At 49.1% G+C, this 23,917-nt stretch carries 25 protein-coding genes and 1 riboswitch; of the genes, 18 read left to right on the top strand and 7 right to left on the bottom strand.

The features are described 5' to 3' along the window. Nucleotides 1-307 precede the first annotated feature (307 nt). Both acpS and mutY read left to right on the top strand, forming a co-directional pair. Entirely contained in the window at nt 308-706 is a 399-nt protein-coding gene (gene acpS / locus MH144_RS27920; protein ID WP_239305493.1) for a holo-ACP synthase, read from the top strand. 52 nt (nt 707-758) lie between these two features. Continuing rightward, nucleotides 759-2,075, top strand: a complete 1,317-nt coding sequence (mutY, locus tag MH144_RS27915) for an A/G-specific adenine glycosylase (RefSeq protein WP_239305492.1) — start codon at nt 759-761, stop codon at nt 2,073-2,075. 71 nt (nt 2,076-2,146) lie between these two features. On the opposite strand, the gene MH144_RS27910 is transcribed toward mutY, so the two are convergent. Further along, on the bottom strand, nt 2,147-2,758 hold the full coding sequence (locus MH144_RS27910) for a superoxide dismutase (protein WP_239305491.1): 612 nt from the start codon (nt 2,756-2,758) through the stop codon (nt 2,147-2,149). Nucleotides 2,759-3,289: 531 nt separating this feature from the next. Here MH144_RS27910 and MH144_RS27905 point away from each other — a divergent pair. From MH144_RS27905 to MH144_RS27870, 8 genes are all read left to right on the top strand, one after another. After that, complete coding sequence (locus MH144_RS27905; RefSeq protein ID WP_095293213.1) at nt 3,290-3,715, top strand: GNAT family N-acetyltransferase; 426 nt, start codon at nt 3,290-3,292, stop codon at nt 3,713-3,715. 229 nt (nt 3,716-3,944) lie between these two features. Next, nucleotides 3,945-4,550 carry a signal peptidase I gene (gene lepB / locus MH144_RS27900; RefSeq protein WP_239305490.1) on the top strand — a complete coding sequence of 202 codons (606 nt, stop codon included), beginning with the start codon at nt 3,945-3,947 and terminating at the stop codon, nt 4,548-4,550. Between the two features lie 171 nt (nt 4,551-4,721). Further along, entirely contained in the window at nt 4,722-6,557 is a 1,836-nt protein-coding gene (gene queG, locus MH144_RS27895; RefSeq protein WP_239305489.1) for a tRNA epoxyqueuosine(34) reductase QueG, read from the top strand. 15 nt (nt 6,558-6,572) lie between these two features. Continuing rightward, the gene (locus MH144_RS27890; protein WP_239305488.1) at nt 6,573-7,604 is read left to right on the top strand and encodes an HD-GYP domain-containing protein; all 1,032 of its coding nucleotides are present in this window, start codon (nt 6,573-6,575) and stop codon (nt 7,602-7,604) included. 225 nt (nt 7,605-7,829) lie between these two features. Then, nucleotides 7,830-8,093 carry a YneF family protein gene (locus tag MH144_RS27885; RefSeq protein ID WP_062326240.1) on the top strand — a complete coding sequence of 88 codons (264 nt, stop codon included), beginning with the start codon at nt 7,830-7,832 and terminating at the stop codon, nt 8,091-8,093. 93 nt (nt 8,094-8,186) lie between these two features. Then, nucleotides 8,187-8,780 (top strand): GTP cyclohydrolase I FolE, encoded by a 594-nt coding sequence (gene folE, locus MH144_RS27880; RefSeq protein ID WP_239305487.1) that lies wholly within the window; start codon nt 8,187-8,189, stop codon nt 8,778-8,780. Nucleotides 8,781-8,957: 177 nt separating this feature from the next. Next, entirely contained in the window at nt 8,958-9,821 is an 864-nt protein-coding gene (locus MH144_RS27875) for a lipoate--protein ligase family protein (protein ID WP_239305486.1), read from the top strand. A 70-nt stretch (nt 9,822-9,891) separates the two neighbouring features. Then, nucleotides 9,892-10,116 carry a hypothetical protein gene (locus tag MH144_RS27870; RefSeq protein ID WP_095293207.1) on the top strand — a complete coding sequence of 75 codons (225 nt, stop codon included), beginning with the start codon at nt 9,892-9,894 and terminating at the stop codon, nt 10,114-10,116. A gap of 145 nt (nt 10,117-10,261) precedes the next feature. Here the strand turns inward: MH144_RS27870 and MH144_RS27865 are convergent, their stop codons facing one another. Both MH144_RS27865 and MH144_RS27860 read right to left on the bottom strand, forming a co-directional pair. Beyond that, a complete protein-coding gene (locus tag MH144_RS27865) occupies nt 10,262-11,551 on the bottom strand; it encodes a Fe-Mn family superoxide dismutase (protein WP_239305485.1) in 1,290 nt (429 codons plus the stop codon). A 158-nt stretch (nt 11,552-11,709) separates the two neighbouring features. After that, the gene (locus MH144_RS27860; protein WP_095293205.1) at nt 11,710-12,735 is read right to left on the bottom strand and encodes an alpha/beta hydrolase; all 1,026 of its coding nucleotides are present in this window, start codon (nt 12,733-12,735) and stop codon (nt 11,710-11,712) included. Nucleotides 12,736-13,096: 361 nt separating this feature from the next. On the opposite strand from MH144_RS27860, the gene MH144_RS27855 reads away from it, so the two are divergent. Both MH144_RS27855 and thiC read left to right on the top strand, forming a co-directional pair. Beyond that, the gene (locus MH144_RS27855) at nt 13,097-13,840 is read left to right on the top strand and encodes an IclR family transcriptional regulator (protein ID WP_110755407.1); all 744 of its coding nucleotides are present in this window, start codon (nt 13,097-13,099) and stop codon (nt 13,838-13,840) included. A gap of 122 nt (nt 13,841-13,962) precedes the next feature. Further along, nucleotides 13,963-14,076, top strand: a riboswitch (TPP riboswitch). Nucleotides 14,077-14,428: 352 nt separating this feature from the next. Then, nucleotides 14,429-16,234, top strand: coding sequence for a phosphomethylpyrimidine synthase ThiC (gene thiC / locus MH144_RS27850; RefSeq protein ID WP_239305483.1), 1,806 nt, complete (start codon nt 14,429-14,431; stop codon nt 16,232-16,234). A gap of 83 nt (nt 16,235-16,317) precedes the next feature. Here the strand turns inward: thiC and MH144_RS27845 are convergent, their stop codons facing one another. The 4 genes from MH144_RS27845 to MH144_RS27830 all read right to left on the bottom strand — a co-directional run bounded on the left by MH144_RS27845 (nt 16,318) and on the right by MH144_RS27830 (nt 19,654). Continuing rightward, complete coding sequence (locus MH144_RS27845; RefSeq protein WP_239305481.1) at nt 16,318-17,007, bottom strand: PH domain-containing protein; 690 nt, start codon at nt 17,005-17,007, stop codon at nt 16,318-16,320. A 179-nt stretch (nt 17,008-17,186) separates the two neighbouring features. Further along, nucleotides 17,187-17,354, bottom strand: a complete 168-nt coding sequence (locus MH144_RS27840) for a hypothetical protein (protein WP_176476234.1) — start codon at nt 17,352-17,354, stop codon at nt 17,187-17,189. A gap of 502 nt (nt 17,355-17,856) precedes the next feature. Continuing rightward, entirely contained in the window at nt 17,857-18,630 is a 774-nt protein-coding gene (locus tag MH144_RS27835) for a zinc ribbon domain-containing protein (RefSeq protein WP_239305480.1), read from the bottom strand. A 73-nt stretch (nt 18,631-18,703) separates the two neighbouring features. Next, complete coding sequence (locus tag MH144_RS27830; RefSeq protein WP_239305479.1) at nt 18,704-19,654, bottom strand: helix-turn-helix transcriptional regulator; 951 nt, start codon at nt 19,652-19,654, stop codon at nt 18,704-18,706. Between the two features lie 84 nt (nt 19,655-19,738). On the opposite strand from MH144_RS27830, the gene MH144_RS27825 reads away from it, so the two are divergent. The 6 genes from MH144_RS27825 (at nt 19,739) to MH144_RS27800 (ending at nt 23,904) form a co-directional block, all read left to right on the top strand. After that, nucleotides 19,739-20,434, top strand: a complete 696-nt coding sequence (locus MH144_RS27825; RefSeq protein WP_095293200.1) for a response regulator transcription factor — start codon at nt 19,739-19,741, stop codon at nt 20,432-20,434. Next, nucleotides 20,427-21,515, top strand: coding sequence for a HAMP domain-containing sensor histidine kinase (locus MH144_RS27820; protein WP_239305478.1), 1,089 nt, complete (start codon nt 20,427-20,429; stop codon nt 21,513-21,515). The genes MH144_RS27825 and MH144_RS27820 overlap by 8 nt, the downstream gene beginning before the upstream one ends. 99 nt (nt 21,516-21,614) lie before the next feature. Further along, a complete protein-coding gene (locus MH144_RS27815; RefSeq protein ID WP_239305477.1) occupies nt 21,615-22,478 on the top strand; it encodes a M15 family metallopeptidase in 864 nt (287 codons plus the stop codon). Nucleotides 22,479-22,506: 28 nt separating this feature from the next. After that, a complete protein-coding gene (locus MH144_RS27810; RefSeq protein WP_239305476.1) occupies nt 22,507-23,058 on the top strand; it encodes a VanZ family protein in 552 nt (183 codons plus the stop codon). Nucleotides 23,059-23,069: 11 nt separating this feature from the next. After that, nucleotides 23,070-23,279 carry a hypothetical protein gene (locus MH144_RS27805; protein ID WP_239305475.1) on the top strand — a complete coding sequence of 70 codons (210 nt, stop codon included), beginning with the start codon at nt 23,070-23,072 and terminating at the stop codon, nt 23,277-23,279. 187 nt (nt 23,280-23,466) lie between these two features. Continuing rightward, nucleotides 23,467-23,904: a hypothetical protein gene (locus MH144_RS27800; protein WP_239305474.1), complete on the top strand. Its 438-nt coding sequence runs from the start codon at nt 23,467-23,469 to the stop codon at nt 23,902-23,904. The last annotated feature ends 13 nt before the right edge of the window (nt 23,905-23,917 follow it).

Genomic DNA, 23,917 nt, shown 5'->3' with positions numbered 1-23,917 from the left:
TGTACAGGGTGAATAGTTAAGCTTGTTAATGAAAAAGAGTCACTGCATCGGGCAGCGACTCTTTTTTGCTGTAGTTGAAAATGGTTGATACCCATTATGGTCAATTTCGGGTTTCAATCTGAGGAAGCTGTATGTCCAAGTCTACATCTCCCCTGATTCCAATTTTAACATACATGGGAATGTCAGCGAGGTACTCGCTTCTCGCTCTACCTCCTGCTACAATAGAATACGTGTTCGGATTAGCAGCAAAAGATAGAAACCATTCAAGATTCTACACAGCATAAAAGATTAAGCGGGTGAATCGTTAATGATATATGGAATTGGAAACGATGTGTTGGAGATCGGACGGATGCACAAGCTGCTGTCTGGTCGTCATGCCGAAGCATTTATGAATCGAATTTTGACTCCGGCTGAGCGGAAATTGGCAGCTGAACGAGGGAAGAGAATGACTGAATTTGTATCTGGCCGGTTTGCAGCCAAGGAAGCTGTGTCCAAGGCATTTGGCTGCGGCATCGGCAGCGTGATGAGTTTTACAGACATCGAGGTGCTTCCTGACGAAAAGGGACGCCCGGTCGCCACGTTGTCGAGCCAGGCCTGGGAACGGCTTCAATTGCCATATGACCAGCAGTACGACATACATCTCAGCATTACGCATCAGACGGAGCTTGCAGCAGCCTTTGCCATTGTGGAGAAGACGGACAAATAGCCGGTAAGAATAGAACATTAGGAATAGCAAGGTAACAGGAGAGGACGGAAATATGGGTTTAATGGAACAAAAGCAACACTTTAGTGTGAATTTGCTGGATTGGTACATGATTAACAGACGTGACTTGCCGTGGCGTCGTCATAACAATCCCTATTTTACGTGGGTATCGGAAATCATGCTTCAACAGACTCGCGTGGATACGGTCATCCCGTATTTCAACCGGTTTATCGCCAATTTCCCGACCGTTCAGGCACTGGCCGAAGCGGCAGAAGAGGATGTACTGAAGAACTGGGAGGGACTTGGCTACTATTCCCGTGCCCGCAACCTTCAGGCGGCTGCCCAGCAGGTGATGGAGCTGCACGGAGGGGAGATGCCGCAGGATAAACAGGCCGTATTTGCGTTAAAAGGGGTAGGCCCGTATACAGCCGGGGCCATTCTCAGTATTGCCTTCAACCAGCCGCAGCCTGCGGTGGACGGCAATGTCATGCGGGTTCTGTCCAGATACTTCCTCATTGATGAGGACATTATGAAGGGCAGCACCCGGGTGCTGATGGAAGAGCTTGCAGGAGAGCTCATTCCGGAAGGGCGGGCGCGTGATTTCAACCAGGCGCTGATGGAACTTGGCGCGCTGGTATGTACACCAAAAGCGCCGCACTGCCTGACTTGCCCGGTCATGGAGCAATGTTCCGGCCGCATCGCCGGACGGGAGCTCACGCTGCCGGTCAAGACCAAGGCGAAGCCGCCGCGCCCTGAGCAGCGGCTGGTCGCCCTGGTCGAGGGCCGCGGCGAGCATCGCGGCCAAGTGCTTGTGCGCCAGCGCCCAGCGACGGGCCTGCTGGCCCGCATGTGGGAGCTGCCGCATGTGCTGGCGGCGCCCGCCGCAGCCGGCAAGGCGGCGGGGCCGCTGGCCGATGAGCCAGCCATGGCATTGCTGGCTGGCAGTCTGTGGGCGGAGGGCTTCGCTGCCCGCCCGGAGGGGCTGGCTACTCATGCGGAGCATGTGTTCAGCCATATTGTATGGAACCTGCAGGTGTACAAGTGCACCGAGCAGGACCAAGGCAGTGATGAGCTTCCGCTGATCGCTGCGGAAGCAAGAGCCGCCTATGATACAGATGCACAGGCGGCCGCCAAGGAGACGGCTGCTTCCATGCTGGATGTTACTCCATCAGCATCCGATCTGGACGGAGAGAACATTGTGGAAGCTGCGGATACATCCCACAACTCAGCCCTGTCACAGACAGGCAAGGGAGACGGGCTCATTTATCGATGGATCGGGCCCAAGGATATGGACAAGCTGGCATTCCCTAATGTCTTCTTGAAGCTGCTGAGCAGCTACTTCGCTGGGGCGTATGATGAGGTAAAGGAATAGTTTCTGAAAACAAAAAAAGCCTGATTCAGTCAATTAAGACCGAATCAGGCTCTTCTTATAGCTAAGCAGTATTATTTCGCTGCTGCGTAACGTTTGTTAACTTCATCCCAGTTGATTACATTCCAGAAAGCGCCGATGTAATCAGGACGTTTGTTTTGATATTTCAGGTAGTAAGCGTGCTCCCATACGTCCAGACCCAGAACTGGAGTCAGACCTTCGAAGAGTGGGCTGTCTTGGTTAGGCGTGCTAGTGATGGACAATTTGCCATCTTTGCCTACAACGAGCCAAGCCCAACCGGAACCGAAACGAGTTGTAGCTGCTTTTGCAAAGTCTTCTTTGAATTTGTCAAAGCCGCCCAGTTCGCTGTCGATTGCAGCTGCGATGTCGCCTGTAGGAGCGCCGCCGCCGTTAGGTCCGATGATTTCCCAGAACAGGCTGTGGTTAGCATGTCCACCACCATTGTTGCGAACCGCTGTGCGGATGCCTTCTGGTACGCTGTCCAGGTTAGCGATCAGATCTTCCAAGCTTTTTTCTTGCAGTTCAGGAGCGCTTTCCAGAGCTGCGTTAAGGTTAGTTACGTAAGTATTGTGATGGCGATCGTGGTGGATTTCCATCGTTTGTGCATCGATATGTGGTTCCAGAGCGTCGTTAGCGTAAGGAAGTGCCGGTAATTGAAAAGCCATAGTGAAAATACCTCCTGAGATTTTGAATTTTTTAATCAGCATTTTGCATCATCGATTGAATCAATCTCCGGTACAAGATTCAGACGAATAGAATCATTTCGATCTCAACCTTGGTGAAGGAGAGTTGATCATTGAATTCATGCAAACTGCTCAGGTACATATGTAATAATACCCTTGCCACTAATATTAAACCGCATCCGGGCTAATTAAGCAACATTTTTGTTTATTAAGTCCCCTGGGAAGTTGATCATTTGCATGACTCGGGTTAACAAACATATTTTACCCATTATGAATATATTTATGTGATATTAGTCGATTTAATAGACGAAAAAATTAATACTCGGATGTAAACGGTTACAATTAAGCGCTTTCAAAAGAAAATGCGTGTTTTATGGCGGAAAGTATGGTTTAATTGACGGAGAAGCGGTATTTTCTCGTTTTTTGTCATTATTCGAACATTGGGTTTTTGGTAAAAAGGGGATCCCTTTTTTGTAAAACCTCATCAAGCTAACGAAAAGGGAGATTTAAGACATGCACGTTCGTTCCTTTCAGTTGAGTGATGCAAGCCAGATGACGGAGCTTCTCCAGGTTGCACTATCGGAAGAGTGTTATGAGAACACGATGGGCCCGTTTGCCCGTCAATTGTCATGGGATTCTGATCTGATTATGGTTGCGGAAGAAGAGGGAGACCTCGTCGGCGCCTTAATCGGTACGATTGATCACAACCAGGGATGCATCTACCGTATTGCGGTCCATCCAGACTATCGTCGCCGTGGAGTCGGCAAAACACTTGTCGAGGCCATGGAGCAACGTTTTCAGCAACGAAAAGTCAGCCAAATATGGGTCGCGGGTGATGAGCACAACAAAGCAGCCATGCCTCTATACGAAGCTATGGGTTACGGTGCCAACAAGATATTAAGTGCCTTTCAGAAACTTAGTATTTTGTCCAAAGCTTAGGTTTGAATGATTAAAGAAAAGAAATAAAACAGATTTTCATTTTATATTAGGCATATCCTCCAACGTAACCACGTGGGGATATGCCTTTCTATTTGTATGATAAGATGCTTCGGATTATGCCTCGGGCTGCTGGTGTTCATAACCAATTGTTTCACTTCCGCAAATAAGATAGACTTAGAGGGAGTATGAACGCCTTAATTGGAACAAAATTGATAAACGAGGTGTCCCTTTGAACTCCAATATACCTTCTACAGAGCGTATGAATTCCGAAGATCGAAGCAACCAGACAGGGTCTGGACAGCCGGGTAAGTCCTGGGCTGCAGAACTATGGGACTGGGTGAAGACAATCGTTATTGCTTTTGTGATCATGATGCTGCTGAACCTGTTTGTGTTTAATCTGTCGATGGTTAAAGGTCAGTCGATGCAGCCGACACTTGTCGAGCATGATCGTTTGTTCGTTAACAAGATTGTCTATGATATTGGAAAGCCATCCCGGTTTGACGTCATTGTACTGCGGGACCCGAGTGAAGGTGTGGAGAAAAAGGAGTTCCTGGTTAAACGCATTGTTGGACTACCGGGCGATACGGTTGAAGTACGTGGCCACCATTTGTTTGTGAATGGAGAACAGCAGGCAGAGACGTATACGGATACCGAGGTGCAGGATCCTGATTTTGGCCCGATCACGCTTGAGGATGATCATTATTTTGTGATGGGCGATAATCGTCATGAAGGTAAAAGCAAGGACAGTCGCGTGTTTGGCAGTATTACATCCAGCGAAATTGTAGGCAAAGCCGAGTTTATTTTCTGGCCGTTTTCCGAGATGAAGAAACTGTAAAATGTTGGTTCGGAAACTTTGGACTGCATTTTGCGTCAAATAGATAGACCCTTATCAAAATTTAAATGCGGTACACACCGAAGTGTATCGATATAGGCGCCTGTCCTCCCAAGCGAGGCGGGCGTTCACTGTTTAGTGAATATGAGTGGAGAAGAAGAGAGGGAAGAGAACATGACGAGCGTACAGACCGGGGCGGCTCAGGCTGGTTCTGTGTGGGAACAGTTAAAACAGGAGATCAAGGCAGCTGCCCCCGGGCTGGGCATTGATGATGTCGGTTTTGCTTCGGCAGAGCCCTTTGTTTCGTTAAAATCACTGCTGGAGCAGCATCGGGACAACGGTTATGCATCCGGTTTCGAAGAACCGGACATCGAGAAAAGGGTGCGTCCTGCTTTGAAGGAAGGCGAGCCTGCTTCGCTCATTGCCATCGCTGTGGCATATCCATCGAAGATGGTGAATCCGCCGAAGTCGGAACCTGGTGCATATCGCGGTATTTTGGCCCGTTCGGCTTGGGGCAGGGATTATCACCATGTGCTGCGCGAAGCAATGGACAAGCTGGTTCAGTTTATACGGGAACGGGTGCCGGAAGCCATGATTGAGAGTATGGTAGACACAGGGGCACTTGTTGACCGAGCAGTATCCCAGCGAGCAGGTATTGGCTTCAGCGCCAAAAACTGTTCCATCATCTCGCCTAAGTTTGGATCTTGGATCTATCTTGGTGAACTGGTGACCAACATTCCCTTCCAGCCGGATACGCCGGTGACGGAAGATTGCGGGGAATGTACAAAATGTATTGATGCCTGTCCGACAGGAGCACTGGTGGGTCCGGGACAATTGAATGCACAGCGGTGTATTTCTTTTGTAACCCAGACCAAAGGGTTCGTGGACGAAGAGTTTATGTTGAAAATAGGCAACCGTCTGTACGGTTGTGATACTTGTCAGATTGTCTGTCCGAAGAATCGGGGCAAAAACTGGGACCACCATCCCGATCTGCAGCCCGATCCGGAGATTGTGAAGCCTCTGCTATTACCGCTGCTGGATATCGGCAACCGCGAGTTCAAGGAACGCTTCGGACAGAGCTCTGCCGCCTGGCGGGGCAAGAAGCCGATTCAGCGTAACGCAGTCATAGCACTTGGTAATTTCAAAGACAAAAGCGCTGTACCGAAGCTGACGGAGGTACTGAAGCGTGATCCGCGTCCGGAGCTGCGGGGAACCGCAGCCTGGGCGTTAAGCAGAATTGGAGGAGAAGACGCAATGAGAGCAATTGGGGAAGCTGCCGCTAACGAACAAGATGGAAACGTGCTAAGCATGCTGCAGAAGGCCAAGGAGCGACTCAGTTCGTCCGGGTCCTTACCCGATAAGCCGCAGGTTGGGCTAATGAGTGACAAGCAGCAAGAAGAACAGAAGAATGAATCAACGGGCACGGATTCGAATGCATCTGGACAACCGGTGAAGCAGGAAGCGGCTGCGTGGAAACCCTCGGCTGTAACAGGGCTTCATGGTACGCCGGTGTATTATGATGAAGTGCTTACGCCAATTGGTACACTTACGCTGTGTGCTACGGAAAAGGGACTCTGTCATATTGATTTTGGCGCATTCCATGTACGGGAGGCTCACCTGCAGCAATGGGCCCGAACTTGGATTGGCGAGTACCGGTACGAGAAGAACGAAGAGAAGCTGAGCGAAGCTGCGAAACAGCTACAGCAGTATTTTGCCGGGGAGCGAAAATCCTTCGACTTGGAACTGGATCTGCTCGGAACACCGTTCCAGCTTCAAGTATGGCAAGTCCTGTCCGATATATCTTATGGAGAGGCCTCATCACACCAGCAGGTTGCAGAAACGATCGGAAGACCCAAGGCTGTTCGCGCAGTTTTGGATGCTATTAGCAAAAATCCGATTCCGATCATTATTCCCTGTCACCGCATCAGCGGCAAAGACGGAACCCTGGTAGGTTATGTAGGCGGTCTGCAAACCAAGGAGCAATTGCTCGCATTGGAGCAGCAATCGTAAGAGCGGGGGACGTTCATGAAGTATGTAAACGTGGAAAGTGTGGAAGCGGGCGAGTGTCTGGGCAAAACCGTATATTCAGGCAACGGAACAGTTTTGTTGTCTGCAGGAGTCCAGCTCACCGTATTTATGGTTAATACGCTGAAGCGTATTGGCGTAACCATGCTGTACATCCAGGATGAAGCGTATCAAGATGTGGAGACAGAAGATATTCTGGATGAAGCCACGAAGCGGGCTATTATTAATGAAATGAGCGTGACGCTGGAAGCGGTACGCTCCGGGAAAGACTGGAGCCCGAAAAAGGTTGCTCTTAGCATAGACAAGCTGCTGAACGACGTGTTAAACGGGCGGGAACTGCTTGTCCAGTTAACGGATATTCGAACCAAGGATAATGCCCAGTACGTACATGCTATGAATGTATGTTTGCTTTCTTCTGTGATAGGACTCAATCTGGGTTTGAACTACAATCAGCTGAAGGATCTGGCGGTGGGTGCGCTGCTTCATGATATCGGCAAAGTTGGAGAGTCTCCCGGCAGCGCTTCTGCGGCTAATGCTTCCCTTCACCATACGTGGCGGGGGTTTGAAGTCATCAAGTCCAAGCGGGAGTTCAGTCTGCTCGTGGCACATACGGCCCTTCAGCACCATGAGCATGTGGATGGCACCGGGCTGCCAAGAGGCATCATGGGCAAGGATATTCACCTGTTTGCCAAAATAGTCGCTGCCGCTAATATCTATGATAATCTGATCAATGGCTCGTCCGGCCAAAGCCTGCTTCCACATGAAGCATGTGAAGAGATGATGGCCATGTCCGGCACGAAGCTGGACCGGGATATTCTGATCGAATTCAACCGAAGTGTATCCGTATATCCGAATGGAACAGCTGTCAGGCTGTCTACCAGAGAGACAGGCGTCATTGTCCGGCAGCATCGGGGGCTGCCAGGCAGACCGGTCATTCGGGTTGCACGCGGAAGCACGCGATATGATCTGGATGTGATCGAGGTGGATCTGGCCAGGGAAACGACCGTTTTCATTGAGGCGGTTATGACCTAGGTTTACATGGATCTTCATGAGAGGGTTACCTTCAGGTTGAAGCGAAGTTTGGGTTCACCGATTTTTAACTATTAGCTGGAAAATCCGTTTGCTCCATTCGTGCGGAAATGCTATGATAACTTTCAGGAAATCCGGTCCGTGACACGTGTACAACCAGACAAGTGAACATCAGGTGCTGACACGGATTATCAGGCTTTTTAGATTGCATACAGAGGTGTCTAAGAGATGGAAATAGCTATACCGATTATTACATTGATTGTAGGTCTGGTCGGGGGATTTTTCATCGGGGTGTATTACTTGCGTAAACAACTCGAGAAAATGCAAAGCGATCCCGACATGCTTCAAAAAATGGCGAAGCAAATGGGTTATAACCTGAACGGCAAGCAAATGCAGCGCGCCCAGCAGATGATGAAGAACCAGCAGCCTGGCGCAAAGATGCCTCAGCCGGGGCAACATCCTGCGCGTAAAAACTCGGGCCGCCGAAAATAATAGTTGTAAGCAAGCAAGTTGCATAATCGATTATGCATCATGCTGAAGTGAATGAATGCTTACACCAAGTGGTTCGAAAGGAGGCGTTCGGCAGTGGCTGGCGTGAAAGATTATTTGAATTCAAAAGTATCCGACAATCGGGAGAAGATCGAGTACCATGTGGAACAGATCCTCAAACTGATCGGAGAAGATAGTACGCGAGAAGGGCTGCTTGAGACGCCTGCACGCGTAACCCGGATGTATGAAGAGATTTTTGGCGGGTATGAAGTGAACCCGCGCGATGTACTCGGCGTGACGTTTGACGAGAATCATGAAGAGCTTGTCATTGTGAAGGACATCGTCTATTACAGCCAGTGTGAACATCATATGGCACCCTTCTTCGGCAAAGTGCATATTGGGTATGTACCCAGCGGCAAAATTGTCGGTTTGAGCAAAATGGCCCGTTTGGTCGAGGCGGTTACCCGTCGTCTTCAGGTCCAGGAACGTATTACTTCACAGATTGCCGACATTCTGAACGAGGCTGTTGAGCCACATGGTGTCATGGTTGTTGTGGAAGGTGAGCACTTGTGCATGTGCTCCCGCGGCGTGAAGAAACCTGGCAGCAAGACGGTAACATCTGCGGTCCGTGGTTCCTTCCGGGACAATACGGCGCAGCGTGCCGAGTTTCTATCTCTGGTTAAGGACTAAGACCTGAACTGGACAAGCCCAAAACTGTGTCCAATCATTAAACGGTTCACCTAATAAGCCGAGTTCCCTGGGAACCGGCTTATTTATGTATATGAGCATTTGTGTACATCCAGCAATGCTTAAAGCCCTGTCCTTTTCTATCCTGATTCAGATTCGTTTAGTCGGAGGCTATCCAATATGAGTGTACCTTTGAATTCAGACATAACCGGACAAGCTGGAGCAGAGCAATCACTTCCGTCCAGCTCGTCCTCCAGGCTGCATCGTATACAGATCTGGGAAACACCATTGCTTCGGTATGGAAGCAGTGTGCTTGAGGCATTTGCATGGGAAGAAGTGATGTGCCGTCGTGTGGGCGAAGGACATCTGCCTGTCGCCCATATTTGGCGTCACCCTGACGCCTTTGTTGCAGGACTGCGGGATCGCCGGCTTCCCAAGGCTGTAGAGGCAATGGAAGGCATGAGAACGCAGGGAACAGCTGTCTGTGTTCGTCCCTCGGGTGGTGCGGCTGTGCCTCTTCATCCGGGCGTGGTTAACATTTCACTGATTTTGCCTAACCCGGCCCGTGCGATCAATATTCACGATGACTTCCGCGAAATGGCTGCTCTTATTGCCGAGTCATTAACACCATGGTCGAATCATGCGCAAACCGGAGAGATCGAGGGTGCATTCTGCCCGGGTGATTATGATGTCAGTGTCGGCGGATTGAAATTTTGCGGTATCGCCCAGCGAAGACAGGCGAAGGCTTATATTATTACGGCTTTTATTATCGTCGAAGGGCATGGAGACAAGCTGGCGGCAGATGTACGCAAGTTCTATCAGCATGCAGCAGGCGGCCTGCAGGAAGGGTATCCTGATGTTCGTCCTGGCACCATGGCGAGTCTTCATGAGCTGGCAGGAGTGCCTTCTGCAGCAGCTTACACCGCTTCCCTGGTCCGTACACTTCGTAATCGATACCCTTTGGCTGAGACTGACCGCGTATTGTCCGTTGATCGGGAGGCAGTCAGACAGACGGCAGAGCAGATGAAACTGCGCTACGATTAGTATCGTTCGAGAATACTTGGAATTGGTTAATAGAGATGATATGATGTGATTTCGGAAGGAGAGTGCCAAGATGGAAACATTAAGATATACATTTGAATATGAGGTTGTTTCTTCAGGCGAGAAGTCTGAATTCAGCCAAATGGCAACAAGCAAAGAAGAAGCTGCGGCTTTGATCGTTGCACGTATTGCCGATCTCGAGTTCACGGGTGAGGAAGATATCAAGCTGGGCGATCTGATTGCCATCAGCAAACAGGTTGGGGACAACTATGTTGCGTGCGAGGGCTGTGCTTCCTAGTCTAGCATGACACGTTAGAGACCTATCCAAATACAAGCAAGTCTTCTTGAATCAAGAGGCTTGCTTTTTTATTGCAAATTAAAAAGAGATATCTGGCAGTCTACCGGCTGAAGATATCTCTTTTTTTCTTGTTTCCTTTTCGGTACTAGTAGGGTGGCCATAACAGCTTGCGTGCCGTTTCATAACGCTCAGCTACCGCAGGCCAATAGACGACATTCCACCAGTCCTCGATATATTTCTTGCGCTCATTCTGATGTTTCAGATAGTAGGCATGCTCCCATACATCCAGTGGTAGGAGGGGAACGATGTCGGACTGGGACAGGTTCTGGTGCTTCTCCGCCTGTAAAATCTCCAAACGGTGAGCCCGTGGACTCCAGACAAGCAGAGCCCAGCCGCTGCCTTCCACTTTGTTGGCCGCTTCAGTGAATTGATTTTTGAATGCCTCATAGCTGCCGAAATCCCGTTTGATTTGTTCAGCTAGCAATCCGGAAGGTTTGCCACCGCCTCTGGGATTCATGATTGTCCAGAAGATTGTATGCAGATAATGGCCTGCACCATTGAAGGCAAGTTCTCGTTCCCAATGTTTGACGAGTTCAAAATTATTCTTTTTACGCGACTCTGCCAGTTTTTTCTCGGCTGTATTGAGTCCGTCCACATAGGATTGATGGTGCTTGTCGTGATGAATGCGCATCGTCATCTCGTCAATACGTGGTTCGAGTGCGTTGTATGCGTAGGGCAGAGGAGGCAGGGTGTGTCCTCCAATCGGAACAGGTCTCTCCTTCACAGGAGGCGTAGAAGGTAAGGTAATGCTCTCTGTAGGACCGGAAGAAGGCGATAGACCGGAGACCTCTGAAGATTGCACCTGTGATGAAGATGTTGAAGGTGCCGGAGGGTTAGCCTTTCCTGCTACGGAAGACGGCTCTTCCACTGCTTCACGCTCGGTGTGTCCCGACAATTGAACATACTTATCCAAAGAAAAGGGTGCATCACTTACCGAATCCCGCATGATTCCAGGCTGAATCAACGTATCGAGTACGCCGAGGAAGTACTCCGATTCGCGGATAAAGTGCAGAATGACTGCCTTGGCGAGCGGGACAGCTTGCACAGCGGCGCTTTGCTCAAGCAGGACGTACAGCTGCCTGATGAACTCCCGCGATTGTGAACGTGCAGAGGCAACGAGCTGTTCCACACATCCGATGATGTAAGGGGCAGGCGGATGGGTGCCAGGTAACACCTGTTTCAGCAGCTGGTTGGCTACCTTCTCGGTATTTTCAAACGTCACTGCCCATTCTTCAAGCAGCTTCACATAAGTGGGCTCCAGATCGGGAACCAGTGCCCGAATAACGAGCGTATGCTCTTTCTCCTGCTCTTTCCAGAACCTTATCTCCTCCAGGATGCGCAGAGGCAGCAAGGGTCCATAGCCAGACCAATTCATATGCGGCAAACCTCCATTTAATTAAAATGTAATATCGGCCCTTCAGGGGATACCGTTGGATAACCATTTATAATCGTCCCAAAAGTATATTCTCCTGCCATGTTGTCCTATGTGCATAAAAAAAGAGCCCCGTAGGGGCTCTTAATCAGCGGAAGATTCTATTCTCCGGTATTGGTATTTTCCACATCGTCACTGCTTGTCTTCGTCACATGACTCAGGAATGTAGAGACACGTCGGAGATACTCCTTCGGATGTTCCCGGAAGATCAGTTCATGATGCGCGTCCTGCACGATCCATTCCTCTGAGTAGGTGTTCGTCTGGTTGGCTGCGAGAAGCTCGGCGATCGGATATGGAGCCTTCTCATCCTCCGTACCGTGAATGAAGAAGATCGGGAACGGATAGTCTTTCTTTTTGACTTCCTGATACGGAATCTGCTGTAATCCGGTGCCATTCAGAACCGGGAATAACAGATTCATGATCTGCAAAGTTGGTTGTCGCGGCAGATCGATCTGGTTATGAATGTTGTGATACAGCGTATCCGGCTCCAGCAGGAAGGTGCTGTCGAGAATCATGGCATCCACGTTCTCGGTTAGCAGCCCAGTCTGTAATGCTGTGCCTGCGCCCATGGAGAATCCCCAGACGACAAGCTCCTGAGCACCGCGCTGCTTGGCGAACTGAATGGCACCAAGCAATTGCTGGGACTCCGCTTTGCCTCCTGTAGCGACTGCCTTGTTCACCTGTGAGGCGAAACCATAGTCAAACATCACTACATTGAACCCAAGCTGGTGGGCATAGTGAGCCAGGTCATACATGGGAACCCAGGTTTCCTCCCGATTGGCCCCATATCCATGACTGAAGATGATGGTTTTGTTGACTTCCGTGTCTGCGGGGATATACCATCCCTGCATTGTACGGCTGCCATCCGCTGCCGGGAACGTGATATCCTCGTACTTCATGTTCTTGGCCTGCATCGGATTAGAGAACACGGGAGCTACAGTCGGGTTGGATAGTACCCAGGCAATATAGCCGTGTAAGGCAATGAAACAAAAGAGCAGAAAAAATACAACGGAGAGCAGCAGCGCTACGATAATATGTTTGAACCGGATCAGCCTCGGTGATAACGAAGAAGGCAGATCGGACACTTTCGTTTGCAGCGGGGCTTCGCTCTGGGATGTCGGAAACATGATTGCCCCTCCTTATTAAGATCAATTGAAGATAACAACGAGTTCAGATCGGATAAAATGTCTTGGTGTCCTTGCTACATGTGCAGCAAAATCTTTGTTTTTATATCTTTATCGTATGTTTCCATATAGTCAAAGTCAATTGATTGGAGGCATTTGTTACGCAATTGTTATATAGTCCGAAAGATATATGGGTAACATTTCCTGATGGTGCAAATTGCAGGGGATTTAGTCTTATAAAAAGAAAATATTTACACTTCTTATCGTCATGATTTGGCTCATTTTGGTTTACAGATGAGATTCTTTCTCATATAATTTATGTAACCAAGTTTCATGTGATGAAACATGAGGAGGGCATTATGCCATGGAAGACCGTAAATTAACCGTCCGGGCTGTAGAACGGGCGCTGGATATATTATTATGTTTTACCACACGGAGCGATCTGGGACTCACGGAGATTGCGAGCCAGATTGGTTTGCACAAAAGTACGGTTCATCGTCTGATGGCGACGCTGGAGGAGAAGGGGTTCGTCATTCGCGATGCGGCCACTGAGAAATACAGACTCGGCATTCGAATCTGGGAGCTGTCTGCTCATATGTCCCGCAGTGATGACCCTGCCATTTTGCTGCTTCCAGCGATGGAGCGGCTCAGAGATCATTTGGGAGAGACGGTTAGTCTATACCTGCGGGATGGCAGCGAGCGTATCCGTATTCAGGCTGTTCAGAGTGATCAGGCCATCCGGCGGGTGGCTCCGGTTGGTGTACGTCTTCCTCTATCCGTAGGGGCATCCAGCAAGGTACTCATGGCATTTGCGACGGAAGAAGACCGGGAGGAACTGATGAATGGCCCGGAATGGCCCGTATTTATTGATCCCGAAGTATACCTGGCCCAGATGGGAGATATCCGGGAGAATGGATATGCGACCAGCTATGAAGAACGTGAGCCTGGAGCGGCTGCAGTATCCGTGCCTATTATGGATCGGAAGGGGAATATTGCTGCTGCGCTATCCGTTTCTGGTCCCGTTAGCCGCCTATCCCAGGAAACTTTGCACGAATATGCACCTGTACTGAAAGAAGCAGCTGCGCAGATGGGCCTCATGTTGTCCTGATCCGGCGTGTCTGGAAGATAAAGGGTTGTATTTCTAACTGGCTTGCGCTAGTCTGTAATGGACAGCCCAGGCTGGGCTGGATTGAATTGAATATGGAACTGCGGTACACATACCGCAATTGTTAACGTTACTGGGGGAGTCCGAATTGTCCGGACTGAGACGGGATCGCATGAGATCCCGGACCCTTTGCACCTGATCTGGATCATACCAGCGTAGGGAAGTAATCGGCGATATAACCACGAACACCTGTATATTACAGTCTTTGGCATGTCTTCATTTTAGGAGCATGGCAGTAGGCTTGTTACGGGTGATGGACATGAGCCGGTTCCCTCGGGAACCGGCTTTTTTATATACAGTGTTATGCGATCACCTGCAGCAGAGGGGAGTTAACTTCTTTTGCGGGGGAGCTGGAGCTGGGTATAACCCACTTATGCAGTGCCAGATTATGTCTGCGCTATGCCGCTGTAATGTTCTTTCTTCGGAAGTTGGCCGCTCTTTTCTTGCCTATGCGTGGATGATATGGAACGGGTGCACGAGCAATCAAACTGGCCCATCCATGGGACGACCAACGAGGAGGAAGAGGTAGCGATGAATACAAACAACAGAACAACAGCACAGGAACATTCAGGACAGGGGTTGGAAAAGGAAACAGGAGCAGCTGGACGGGTCCAACCGTTTCCTGGCAGCTGCAAAGTTTACATTCAGGGCTCACGGCCGGACATTGCCGTACCGGAGCGTGAAATTGCCCTTCATGACACGAATACACCCCAGGGAGTGGAGCATAACGAGCCGCTGCGTGTGTACGATACGAGCGGTCCTATGACGGATCCCGGATTTCATGCCGATATCCGGGCAGGCCTGCCAGCTTTGCGTACACGATGGATCACAGAACGAAATGATGTAGAGGCATACCAGGGGCGTACCGTCAAACCGGAGGATAACGGGCTGAATTCTGGAGGGAAGAGGACAGGAGCCGAAGAATATCCAGGCCTACGCGGCAAGCCGCTCCGTGCACAATCCGGACGCTGTGTCACCCAGATGCATTATGCGAGGCAGGGCATCATTACACCTGAGATGGAGTTTGCTGCTATCCGTGAGGGAGTGGAGCCGGAATTCGTCCGGCAGGAGCTGGCGAGCGGCAGGGCCATTCTCCCATCCAATATCAATCATCCAGAGAGCGAACCGATGCTGATCGGACGTCACTTTCACGTGAAGATCAACGCGAATATTGGTAACTCTGCCGTATCCTCTTCAATTGAAGAAGAAGTGGAGAAAATGACTTGGGCGGTACGCTGGGGGTCCGATACAGTAATGGATCTTTCCACGGGCAAGGATATCCATACCACCAGGGAGTGGATTATCCGTAATTCCCCGGTACCGATCGGGACAGTACCGCTGTATCAGGCACTGGAGAAGGTGAATGGCGAAGCCGAGGCACTCACCTGGGAGTTGTACCGGGATACGCTCATTGAGCAGGCAGAGCAGGGTGTGGATTACTTTACGATCCATGCAGGTGTACTGCTGCGTTACATACCGATGACGGCCAAACGGATGACGGGCATTGTTTCAAGAGGTGGTTCCATTATGGCGGCATGGTGCCTTGCACACCATCAAGAGAACTTTTTGTACACGCATTTTGAGGAAATCTGTGAAATCATGAAAAGGTATGATGTAGCCTTCTCTCTCGGAGATGGACTCCGCCCGGGCAGCATCTATGATGCCAATGACGAAGCCCAGATGGCTGAACTTGCTACGCTCGGTGAACTGACACAGATTGCGTGGAAGCATGATGTGCAGGTAATGATTGAGGGGCCCGGACATGTGCCGATGCACAAGATTAAGGAGAATGTCGATCTGCAGATGGAGATCTGCAAGGAAGCACCGTTCTATACACTTGGCCCGCTGACAACTGATATTGCACCAGGCTATGACCATATTACCTCAGCCATTGGGGCGGCGATGATCGGGTGGTTCGGAACGTCGATGCTCTGCTATGTGACGCCAAAGGAACATTTGGGATTGCCGAACAAGGATGATGTCCGGGAAGGTGTCATTGCCTACAAGATTGCGGCACACGCTGCTGATCTGGCCAAAGGCCATCCGCGTGCACAGCGCCGGGATGACGCGCTGTCGAAGGCCCGCTTCGAATTCCGCTGGCGGGACCAGTTCAACCTGTCACTGGACCCGGAACGGGCGCTGTCCTATCACGATGAGACCCTCCCGGCTGAAGGGGCCAAGGAGGCCCATTTCTGCTCCATGTGTGGGCCTAAATTTTGCAGCATGCGCATTACGCAGGATATTCGTGCCTTTGCCGCAGACAAGGGCTTGTCCGAGAATGAGGCTGTAGCAGCCGGGATGCAGGAGAAGGCTGAGGAATACCGGACCCGATCTTAAACTCGTTACAGCGCAATTTGGGCAGCCTAAGATATATGAAAGCCGTTCTCTCCGCAATGGGAGAAGAACGGCTTTTTATAACCCTAACGCCGGCTAATATGCAATTGCTGCTCCAAATATAATGCAAGCGATGCAAGCGGGCTGTGGATCTCCGTACCTGCATTTGCTGAAGCAAGGGTAGCGGCGGGAGCCATGGACAGCTGAGCGGCTACAATTGTTTTTTCTGGTGACTGTGCAGCAAGTTGCTGCAAACCTGTAGTCACGGCATTCATATATCCTTTCTTATCGCCACGCATGATCAACTCAAATGTACCGGGAATTAATGCGGCCTTCGTTCTCGAAGCGGCGGCAACGTTTGCCTGCCCGTTAGTCTCACCTTGCTGTAGCGCTTCTTTCACCCGCGCCATCGTTCCTTCAACCGTTGCTGCATTGGTAAAAGCAAGAATGTATTCCTGCGAATCCTGCTGCAGCTTCTGCAATAATGGATCATCGATACCAATAACGGGGATGGAGACATGCTGTGCTTCGCGCGCCAGTACTGCGGCAAACAGGGTACAGGTGACCAGAATGGCATCGGCATGACACTGGGCAATCCACTGTAATGTCTGGGATACCTTTTCTCGAATGAAAGTCTCTGAGAAGTTCGCACCCTGTTTAAGGCGATCCAGACCAGGATCGACATAATGCACAAGTTCCACTTCATAGGGGGCGAGCACTTCTTCAATGAGTGCGATGTTGGAGTAGTGAGCGTGATAACAGCCGATCGTGATCATAATGACATCCCCTTTGCCAATGCTTCTTTTTGTGAGTCGTGAGTGCTGCAGATATTTAATCCATTATAGAAACGCGGTAGGGAACTGTACAGCGTTTAAACCAATACCAATAACCGTCTCTCCGCCAAACGGCAGAAGGACGGTTCTATAATCAGACTCAAATATGGTCAGGTTTTCTTTTATCGCATGGAAGGAGATACGTTCTTTTGAGCCATTTTTTGCTGCAGAATCTCGTGAAAGGATAGACCTTGAGTGTTCTCATTCTCCTTTTTTGGAGCAGTGGTCGCCGTGTTGCGCGGATATTGATGGTGGTACGGGATCATTTGCTGGATAGGCATGCGGATCATCTTGGTTCCTCCTCTGGGTTGGATATAAGTTGGGGTGTAAATATTAAATTCATCTTATATGGTTATGTATTTTGATAGGTAGTCGTTCCTCGTGCACAAATAGGTATATGTGACTTGTTAGATGAAATCGGGAAGTTATGGTGCAATTCCAATTGGATTGTAGTGATTTTACCCCGTATTGAGAAGATGTAAACGGTTTTAGGGAAATTCAGGAGTAAAGAACCTGATATGAAAGGTTTGATATGGGAGGAACGAATCTGTTGTTAAGTGAATAGTCCCAGTTTCAGGAATGTCAATTGTGTCGAAAATAAGACAAATTGTCTGGGAGAGTAGGTATCATTGAAGCTAACTAACTTGGTACCATAGTCGGTTGTCGTGAGCGCGATGGGGGTGGTTTTACACGTGTTTACAGGCGAGACAGGGGAGCAGCACCAAGAAAAGCCACCCAGGGAGCTGGATGGCTTGTGTAACGTTAATCAAGAAATGTAAATGATAAATATCATTATTCTGTAGTTGGCCTAGCTTGTTTAACCGCAATATAGATATCGACCTGGACATTTGCAGGATCCATACTCCGTTCATCATATAACTCGAAATCACCGGTAAACGTTCGCTCATTCTGATGGTTCCAGCCCCATACAGCGCCCCATGCCTCACCTACGACTTCTGCCATTGGACCCTTGCGGGAGGTGAATATGGCGTATGTTGCTGGTGGCAATTCGACCGAGTTCATGCCAGCTGGTAATGTTTCATCCGAAGCGACTTCATGACCTACGAGTATGGTGTATTCCCCATGTATACCATTCGTGTAATCCGCGTAGCAGCCATATCGCGCTGCTTCTGGAGCGGGGAGCTGCCCTGATGTGAAGTAACGATCCCACAGTCCCTGAATGCAACCATTGCCGCTCATCTCGATTGCGTTGGTCGTTCTGGCGGATATGCCAGCCAGGCGTTTGCCGGTAAGCGTAACATAACGAACAGGTTGACCGGAGTGCGTATTGTTGTTCACTTCAGGATTGGAGGGGCTCCATCGTTTCAAAAAGGGAAGCTGATTGCGCAGCATTGCCCGCGCTGATTCCTCATCCATACCTTCTTCCTTGAGGATCACGGTGCACATCTCAGTCATGCCTTCCAGTGTAATGTTGGGCTGTTGGAACATGCCTTCTTTGTAGCAATAGATGCAGTATTCACGGGTTGCACTTCCATCTGCTTCCGTTCCGAATTGGGTAGGGGTGGTCAGCGGCATTCCGCAGCTCTGGCATATAGTGACGTTCATTATTCAATTCCTCCTCGTTATGTACAGCTTGAATATAGATGAAGTATAACGAGAGGAACTGGACATCAGTCTGTCAGGTTTGCGGAGGGGCAGCATAATTTTGCACAATTTGTTCTGCAATCTGGCGGATTTCGTCACGTATATGAAGAGGCTCCAATATCTCGGCATCTGCGCCAAAGCCAAGAATGAACCCATACAGCCAGTTATCTTCTGGAAATGACACCTGACTTATATAATATCCCTGGCCGTCGGGAATCACATTCTCTATGCCGAACCACTCTTCCGCGATATGACGGACACGAGCGTGGAATCTGATTGTCATGGCAACCGTGTTCCCTGGAGTCGCCCACTCCTGCTGCCAGGGCCTTTCCTGCAGGTTGATGGGTTTGCGCTCAAAGTTCCCCTGAGCAAGTGTCACGTCCTGCATACGGACCAGTTTGAACATGCGAAACTCATTACGCTCATGACAGAACGCATAGAGGTACCAGGAGTGTTTTTTTAGAACAAGGGTATGAGGATCGACGGTTCTGTGAGTTTGGGCTCCTTCGGCGCTGCAATAGGTAAAGGTGATTGGACGCAGCTGATCCAGTCCCTGTTCAATGATTTGCAGTTTGTTTTGCAACGCTTCCGGATGGGTCCACATCGAATAATCCACAATGAAGCGATTCGTATCGGCCTGAAAGTCATCGTTTTTGGATTCCGGCACAATGCTGCTTAGTTTCTCCATCAATAGTTCTCGTGCTACATTGGTATGAGATGTGGAGACGCTGCGCAGTGCGGTAACAATAGAGGCCAGATCGCGGTCAGTCAATACGTTACGATCCAGACGGTAACCTTCCGCAAGACCGATGCCACCGCTCATGCCCTGGTAAGTCACAACAGGAATGCCTGCCTGACCCAGGGTATCGATGTCACGATAAATGGTACGGATAGAAACTTCAAACGTGTCTGCCAGATCCTTGGCCTGCACACGGCCGCGATTGATTAGTAGTACAACGATGGCTAATAAACGGTCCAATTTCATAAAAAAGGTTTCCTCTCAATCATTTATATGTTGGATTCAGATATGTTATATTGTTGAGCATCACATATAGGAGTGGGATAAGCAATGAAGCGAATTACGATTCTGATTGCGGACGATGAAGTGGAGATCGCTGATCTGGTTGCTTTACATTTGCAAAAAGAAGGATACCACATTGTCACGGCATACGATGGCAAGTCGGCCTTGCACGCCATTCAGACGCAAGCAATTGATTTGGCAGTCCTGGATATTATGATGCCAGGCATGGATGGTTACGAGGTCACCCGCAAAATCCGGGAACAGCACCACATGCCGATCATTTTTCTGAGTGCCAAAACGTCGGATATGGATAAAATTACGGGGCTCGTGATGGGTGCTGATGATTATATGACCAAGCCGTTCAATCCCATGGAGCTCGTAGCCCGGGTGAACTCCCAGCTTCGTCGTTCCTTGCAATTCAGCCAGTCTGTACCTGTCCAGCGCTCCATTCTGGAGAAGGGCGGACTCGTCATCGCGCCGGATCAGCATAGCGTAACACTCTACGGCAAACCAGTGGAACTAACACCGAAGGAGTTCGACATTCTGTATCTGCTCGCGAGCCACCCCAAGCAGGTGTTCAGCGCGGAAAGCATTTTTGAACAGGTATGGGGAGAGGCTTATTACGAGAGCGGCAATACCGTAATGGTCCATATTCGAACCCTGCGCAAAAAGCTCGGAGAAGATCTGGACAAGAACAAGTTTATCAAAACGATCTGGGGCGTGGGGTATACGTTTAATGACTAAACGAAGAAGTTTTCGGACAACCATGATTATGCTGCTGGGTCTGAGCATGCTTGCCTCTGGCGCGATCACCTATGGGATTTACAAGCTTTTGCAGGCTTATTATTCAGGTGTGAGAGCAGAAGATCAGCTTGCCGAATATCGCCATTTTATGAAAAGCATTGGAGATATTTATTTCTTCCTCATTTTATTCATCCCGCTCGCCATCCTATTCTTCTTCTGGTTTACCAAGCCCTACGTGACCTATTTCAAGGACATTTCCACAGGGATCAGGCATTTGGCAAATGGAGACTTCCAGCATCGAGTCCAGATCTCTTCGAAGGATGAATTGGGTACAATCGCGGAGGATGTGAATTTGGCGAGTGAGAAGCTTAGGGAAGCGGTAAAACGGGGAGATTTTGCCGAAAACAGCAAGGACCAGCTCGTCGTTAATCTGGCACACGATCTCCGAACACCGCTGACTTCTGTGCTTGGGTATTTGGATCTGCTCATGAAGGATGATCAGCTGACAGAGGAACAGGTCAGGCACTTTACATCGATTGCCTTTACCAAATCCCAGCGGCTGGAGAAGCTGATTGATGATTTGTTTGAAATTACACGGATGAATTATGGCATGCTGCCGATACAGAAAACGCGGCTGGATCTTAGCGAACTGCTGAAGCAGATGAATGAAGAATTATATCCTGTATTTGAGAAAAATCGTCTGCTCACCCGGCTGATCATTGAATCGGAACTGACCATCTCCGGAGACGGAGAATTGCTCGCCAGGGTGTTTGAGAACCTGCTGATCAATGCTGCACGCCATGGCAAGGATGGCATCTATGTGGACCTTAAGGGTTACCGGGAAGCAGATCAGGTCGTCATTCAGGTTATTAACTATGGAGGGCACATTCACCCAGAGGATTTGCCGCATATTTTCGATATGTATTACACCGGAGATCGTGCACGGACCCCTCAGGAGGGTGGGACAGGCCTAGGCCTGTTTATTGCCCGAAATATTGTGGAACAGCATGAAGGGACCATCTCGGCTCAGAGCGATGTGGTACGAACCTTATTTGAGGTGCGCCTTCCAGCAATGGAATGAGGTTTGCCATCAAATTTAAGAAAAACTTTAAAAATGCCCTGCTTTTTCTTTAACTAGTTTTCTCTATCCTTGATTGTACGAGGCAAAGGAGGAGCAAGGATGAAGAAGTGGGGCTTTTTGCTATGCATCATTTTGATCGGGTATGTGATGACAAGATCACCGGCATCCTTTCAGCAGAAGGATGAGATGATCATTGAAATTCAGGATAAGCATGAAAACCGTACGGGGTATACAGTATCCATCACCGGTAATATTCAGGATCAGGTACATAAGGGGGACTTGCTGCTTGTTAATTCAACCTATCCGGTTCATCCGGAAGGCATAAGAACCGATATTGTAAATGTGGCGCAGCAGGAAGATCTGGTCCGTGGATACGGATTGTTGGATCAAAACATATTGCTCTCAAGAGAGGTAGCCCAGGCTTTTCAGAAGATGATTGAAGCGGCGGGTGAAGAAGGAGTACGCTATTTTCTCATCAGCAGCGGATATCGGGACTTCGCCAAGCAGGGTGAACTTTATCGGGAAAAGGGATCGGACTACGCGCTTCCTGCAGGACACAGTGAACATAATCTCGGATTATCCATGGATATCGGCTCCACGCTGACCACCATGGATGAAGCACCAGAAGGTGCTTGGCTCGAGAAAAACGCCTGGAAATATGGATTTATCCTACGTTATCCGAAGGACAAGGTGAGCCTCACGGGAATTCAATATGAACCTTGGCACTTTCGATATGTGGGACTGCCTCATAGTGCTGTCATGTATAAGAATAACCTGGTGCTGGAAGAGTATCTGGATTTGCTAAAAGAGAAAGATAACATTATGGTTGAAGTGGAAGGTGAGAAGTATCATATCCGCTATTACCGGGCAGCCGGAGATACGACCGTTTACATACCTGAGCATGGCCATTATGACATATCGGGAGACAACATGGATGGAGTCATTGTCACAGTAAAGGAATAACAGGGCTGCACAAAGGAGGGTCTTCAACATGAGGCAGAGAAAAAGCAAACATAAAATCCTTTGGATTGCCGTGTTAATCATCTATTTATATCTGCTAACCAAGCTCATTCTCTTTAAAGGAGGTCCGGTTGACTTTGAAGTAGTCAGGGTCCAGCTTATGGCTTTCCTACATCAACCAGATCTGATTCATACACGAACCGTCAACCTGACGCCATTTCAGGAAATCTCAAGAGATTGGAACAGCCTGTCACTGCATCGTCCAGGCACCGCAATCCATCTGGTGGGCAATGTGATGGCTTTCATTCCACTGGGGATGTTCATCCCGATGCTGATGGGTAACAAGCTGCTATCAGGGGCGAACGTATTTCTGTCATCTCTGCTTCTAAGTCTAGTCTATGAAGTAACACAGCTGCTTACTGGCATGGGCATATTCGATGTGGACGATCTGATGCTAAATACATTAGGTGGGGTGATTGGCTATATTCTGTTTACCATGGCTCTCGGCATGAAGCAGTTATTGGTTGGCGGAGAATCCAGATCGGTGAAAAAGGAGTATAATCCTAAGGAGAGTCATGTGTAAGGAGGGAGATTATGATCCTAATCACTGTACTATTGATGAGCACAGGTTTGATGTTTCTTGTGTACCCGCAAAGTATAACAGTTGGCTCGAGTCGGCAGATCGTGGAACGAGTGATCCTGTCAAGATGGGTCGGAGGGTCGCTGATCGCCATGTCATGTCTATTTCTGATCATGGGTACAATACAGCTGCTGGATGAGGCGTCACATCATATTGGACACTAGGTAGATGCTGACCTTAAATAAATAGAGCATTCTTATATGCCTCATATTAAGCTTTTCATCACGTTCTAATACTGTGGTGGAAAGCTTTTTTGTTTTTTGTATGTCTTTCTGTCAGGAGTTTGATAACTCTAGTCTCCCAGAAGGGGTTTGCGGATGGGCTCCCTATTGCGGTAGAGTAGGACCAAAGATGGCTAAACTATATATTAACAAAGGAGGATATTTATTGTTATATTCATTAGCTATAAGCTTGACAGGTAGAATGAGAGCAATCATGGAAATCGAAAGTGAAATGGCTGAAGCTAAGCTGAGTCACCTTGGCGAAGAAGTAGTGCGTGCTTTAGAACAGAAAAGATCAGATTTGATTAACAGTTGTACTCGTGATGAGTTGTTAGTCATAAAGACAGTAATGAATGTTGGGCGGTCAGAGAGAGGCTATCGTTATTATTTTGACAGAGATGATGTTGAGATCATTCACTTGCCCATTGAGTTATCCGGACCTGAACTAATGCAGAAATATTCCTATTATCTCGTACATAAAACCAAACAGGAATTATCAGGTGGCATTGAATATTACACTGCTGTGTCAGAACAACTGAAAGAAGGTATGGAGATCTTGAAACTTTAATCTGTAACTGTAG

This window comes from Paenibacillus sp. ACRRY (assembly GCF_022346995.1).
Taxonomy (GTDB): Bacteria; Bacillota; Bacilli; order Paenibacillales; family Paenibacillaceae; genus Paenibacillus.
This window is presented reverse-complemented; position numbering and strand designations above follow the sequence as displayed.

Coding starts and splice junctions, on each gene's coding strand:
- MH144_RS27805 (WP_239305475.1), top strand. CDS start 23,070: ATGATCCTAATCACTGTACTATTGATGAGCACAGGTTTGATGTTTCTT.
- MH144_RS27870 (WP_095293207.1), top strand. CDS start 9,892: ATGGAAACATTAAGATATACATTTGAATATGAGGTTGTTTCTTCAGGC.
- MH144_RS27905 (WP_095293213.1), top strand. CDS start 3,290: ATGCACGTTCGTTCCTTTCAGTTGAGTGATGCAAGCCAGATGACGGAG.
- MH144_RS27890 (WP_239305488.1), top strand. CDS start 6,573: ATGAAGTATGTAAACGTGGAAAGTGTGGAAGCGGGCGAGTGTCTGGGC.
- MH144_RS27845 (WP_239305481.1), bottom strand. CDS start 17,007: ATGATCACGATCGGCTGTTATCACGCTCACTACTCCAACATCGCACTC.
- MH144_RS27855 (WP_110755407.1), top strand. CDS start 13,097: ATGGAAGACCGTAAATTAACCGTCCGGGCTGTAGAACGGGCGCTGGAT.
- MH144_RS27815 (WP_239305477.1), top strand. CDS start 21,615: ATGAAGAAGTGGGGCTTTTTGCTATGCATCATTTTGATCGGGTATGTG.
- queG (WP_239305489.1), top strand. CDS start 4,722: ATGACGAGCGTACAGACCGGGGCGGCTCAGGCTGGTTCTGTGTGGGAA.
- MH144_RS27830 (WP_239305479.1), bottom strand. CDS start 19,654: ATGAAATTGGACCGTTTATTAGCCATCGTTGTACTACTAATCAATCGC.
- MH144_RS27865 (WP_239305485.1), bottom strand. CDS start 11,551: ATGAATTGGTCTGGCTATGGACCCTTGCTGCCTCTGCGCATCCTGGAG.
- acpS (WP_239305493.1), top strand. CDS start 308: ATGATATATGGAATTGGAAACGATGTGTTGGAGATCGGACGGATGCAC.
- MH144_RS27875 (WP_239305486.1), top strand. CDS start 8,958: ATGAGTGTACCTTTGAATTCAGACATAACCGGACAAGCTGGAGCAGAG.
- MH144_RS27835 (WP_239305480.1), bottom strand. CDS start 18,630: ATGAACGTCACTATATGCCAGAGCTGCGGAATGCCGCTGACCACCCCT.
- MH144_RS27860 (WP_095293205.1), bottom strand. CDS start 12,735: ATGTTTCCGACATCCCAGAGCGAAGCCCCGCTGCAAACGAAAGTGTCC.
- MH144_RS27825 (WP_095293200.1), top strand. CDS start 19,739: ATGAAGCGAATTACGATTCTGATTGCGGACGATGAAGTGGAGATCGCT.
- mutY (WP_239305492.1), top strand. CDS start 759: ATGGGTTTAATGGAACAAAAGCAACACTTTAGTGTGAATTTGCTGGAT.
- MH144_RS27840 (WP_176476234.1), bottom strand. CDS start 17,354: ATGATCCGCATGCCTATCCAGCAAATGATCCCGTACCACCATCAATAT.
- MH144_RS27800 (WP_239305474.1), top strand. CDS start 23,467: ATGGCTAAACTATATATTAACAAAGGAGGATATTTATTGTTATATTCA.
- MH144_RS27910 (WP_239305491.1), bottom strand. CDS start 2,758: ATGGCTTTTCAATTACCGGCACTTCCTTACGCTAACGACGCTCTGGAA.
- thiC (WP_239305483.1), top strand. CDS start 14,429: ATGAATACAAACAACAGAACAACAGCACAGGAACATTCAGGACAGGGG.
- MH144_RS27810 (WP_239305476.1), top strand. CDS start 22,507: ATGAGGCAGAGAAAAAGCAAACATAAAATCCTTTGGATTGCCGTGTTA.
- MH144_RS27820 (WP_239305478.1), top strand. CDS start 20,427: ATGACTAAACGAAGAAGTTTTCGGACAACCATGATTATGCTGCTGGGT.
- MH144_RS27885 (WP_062326240.1), top strand. CDS start 7,830: ATGGAAATAGCTATACCGATTATTACATTGATTGTAGGTCTGGTCGGG.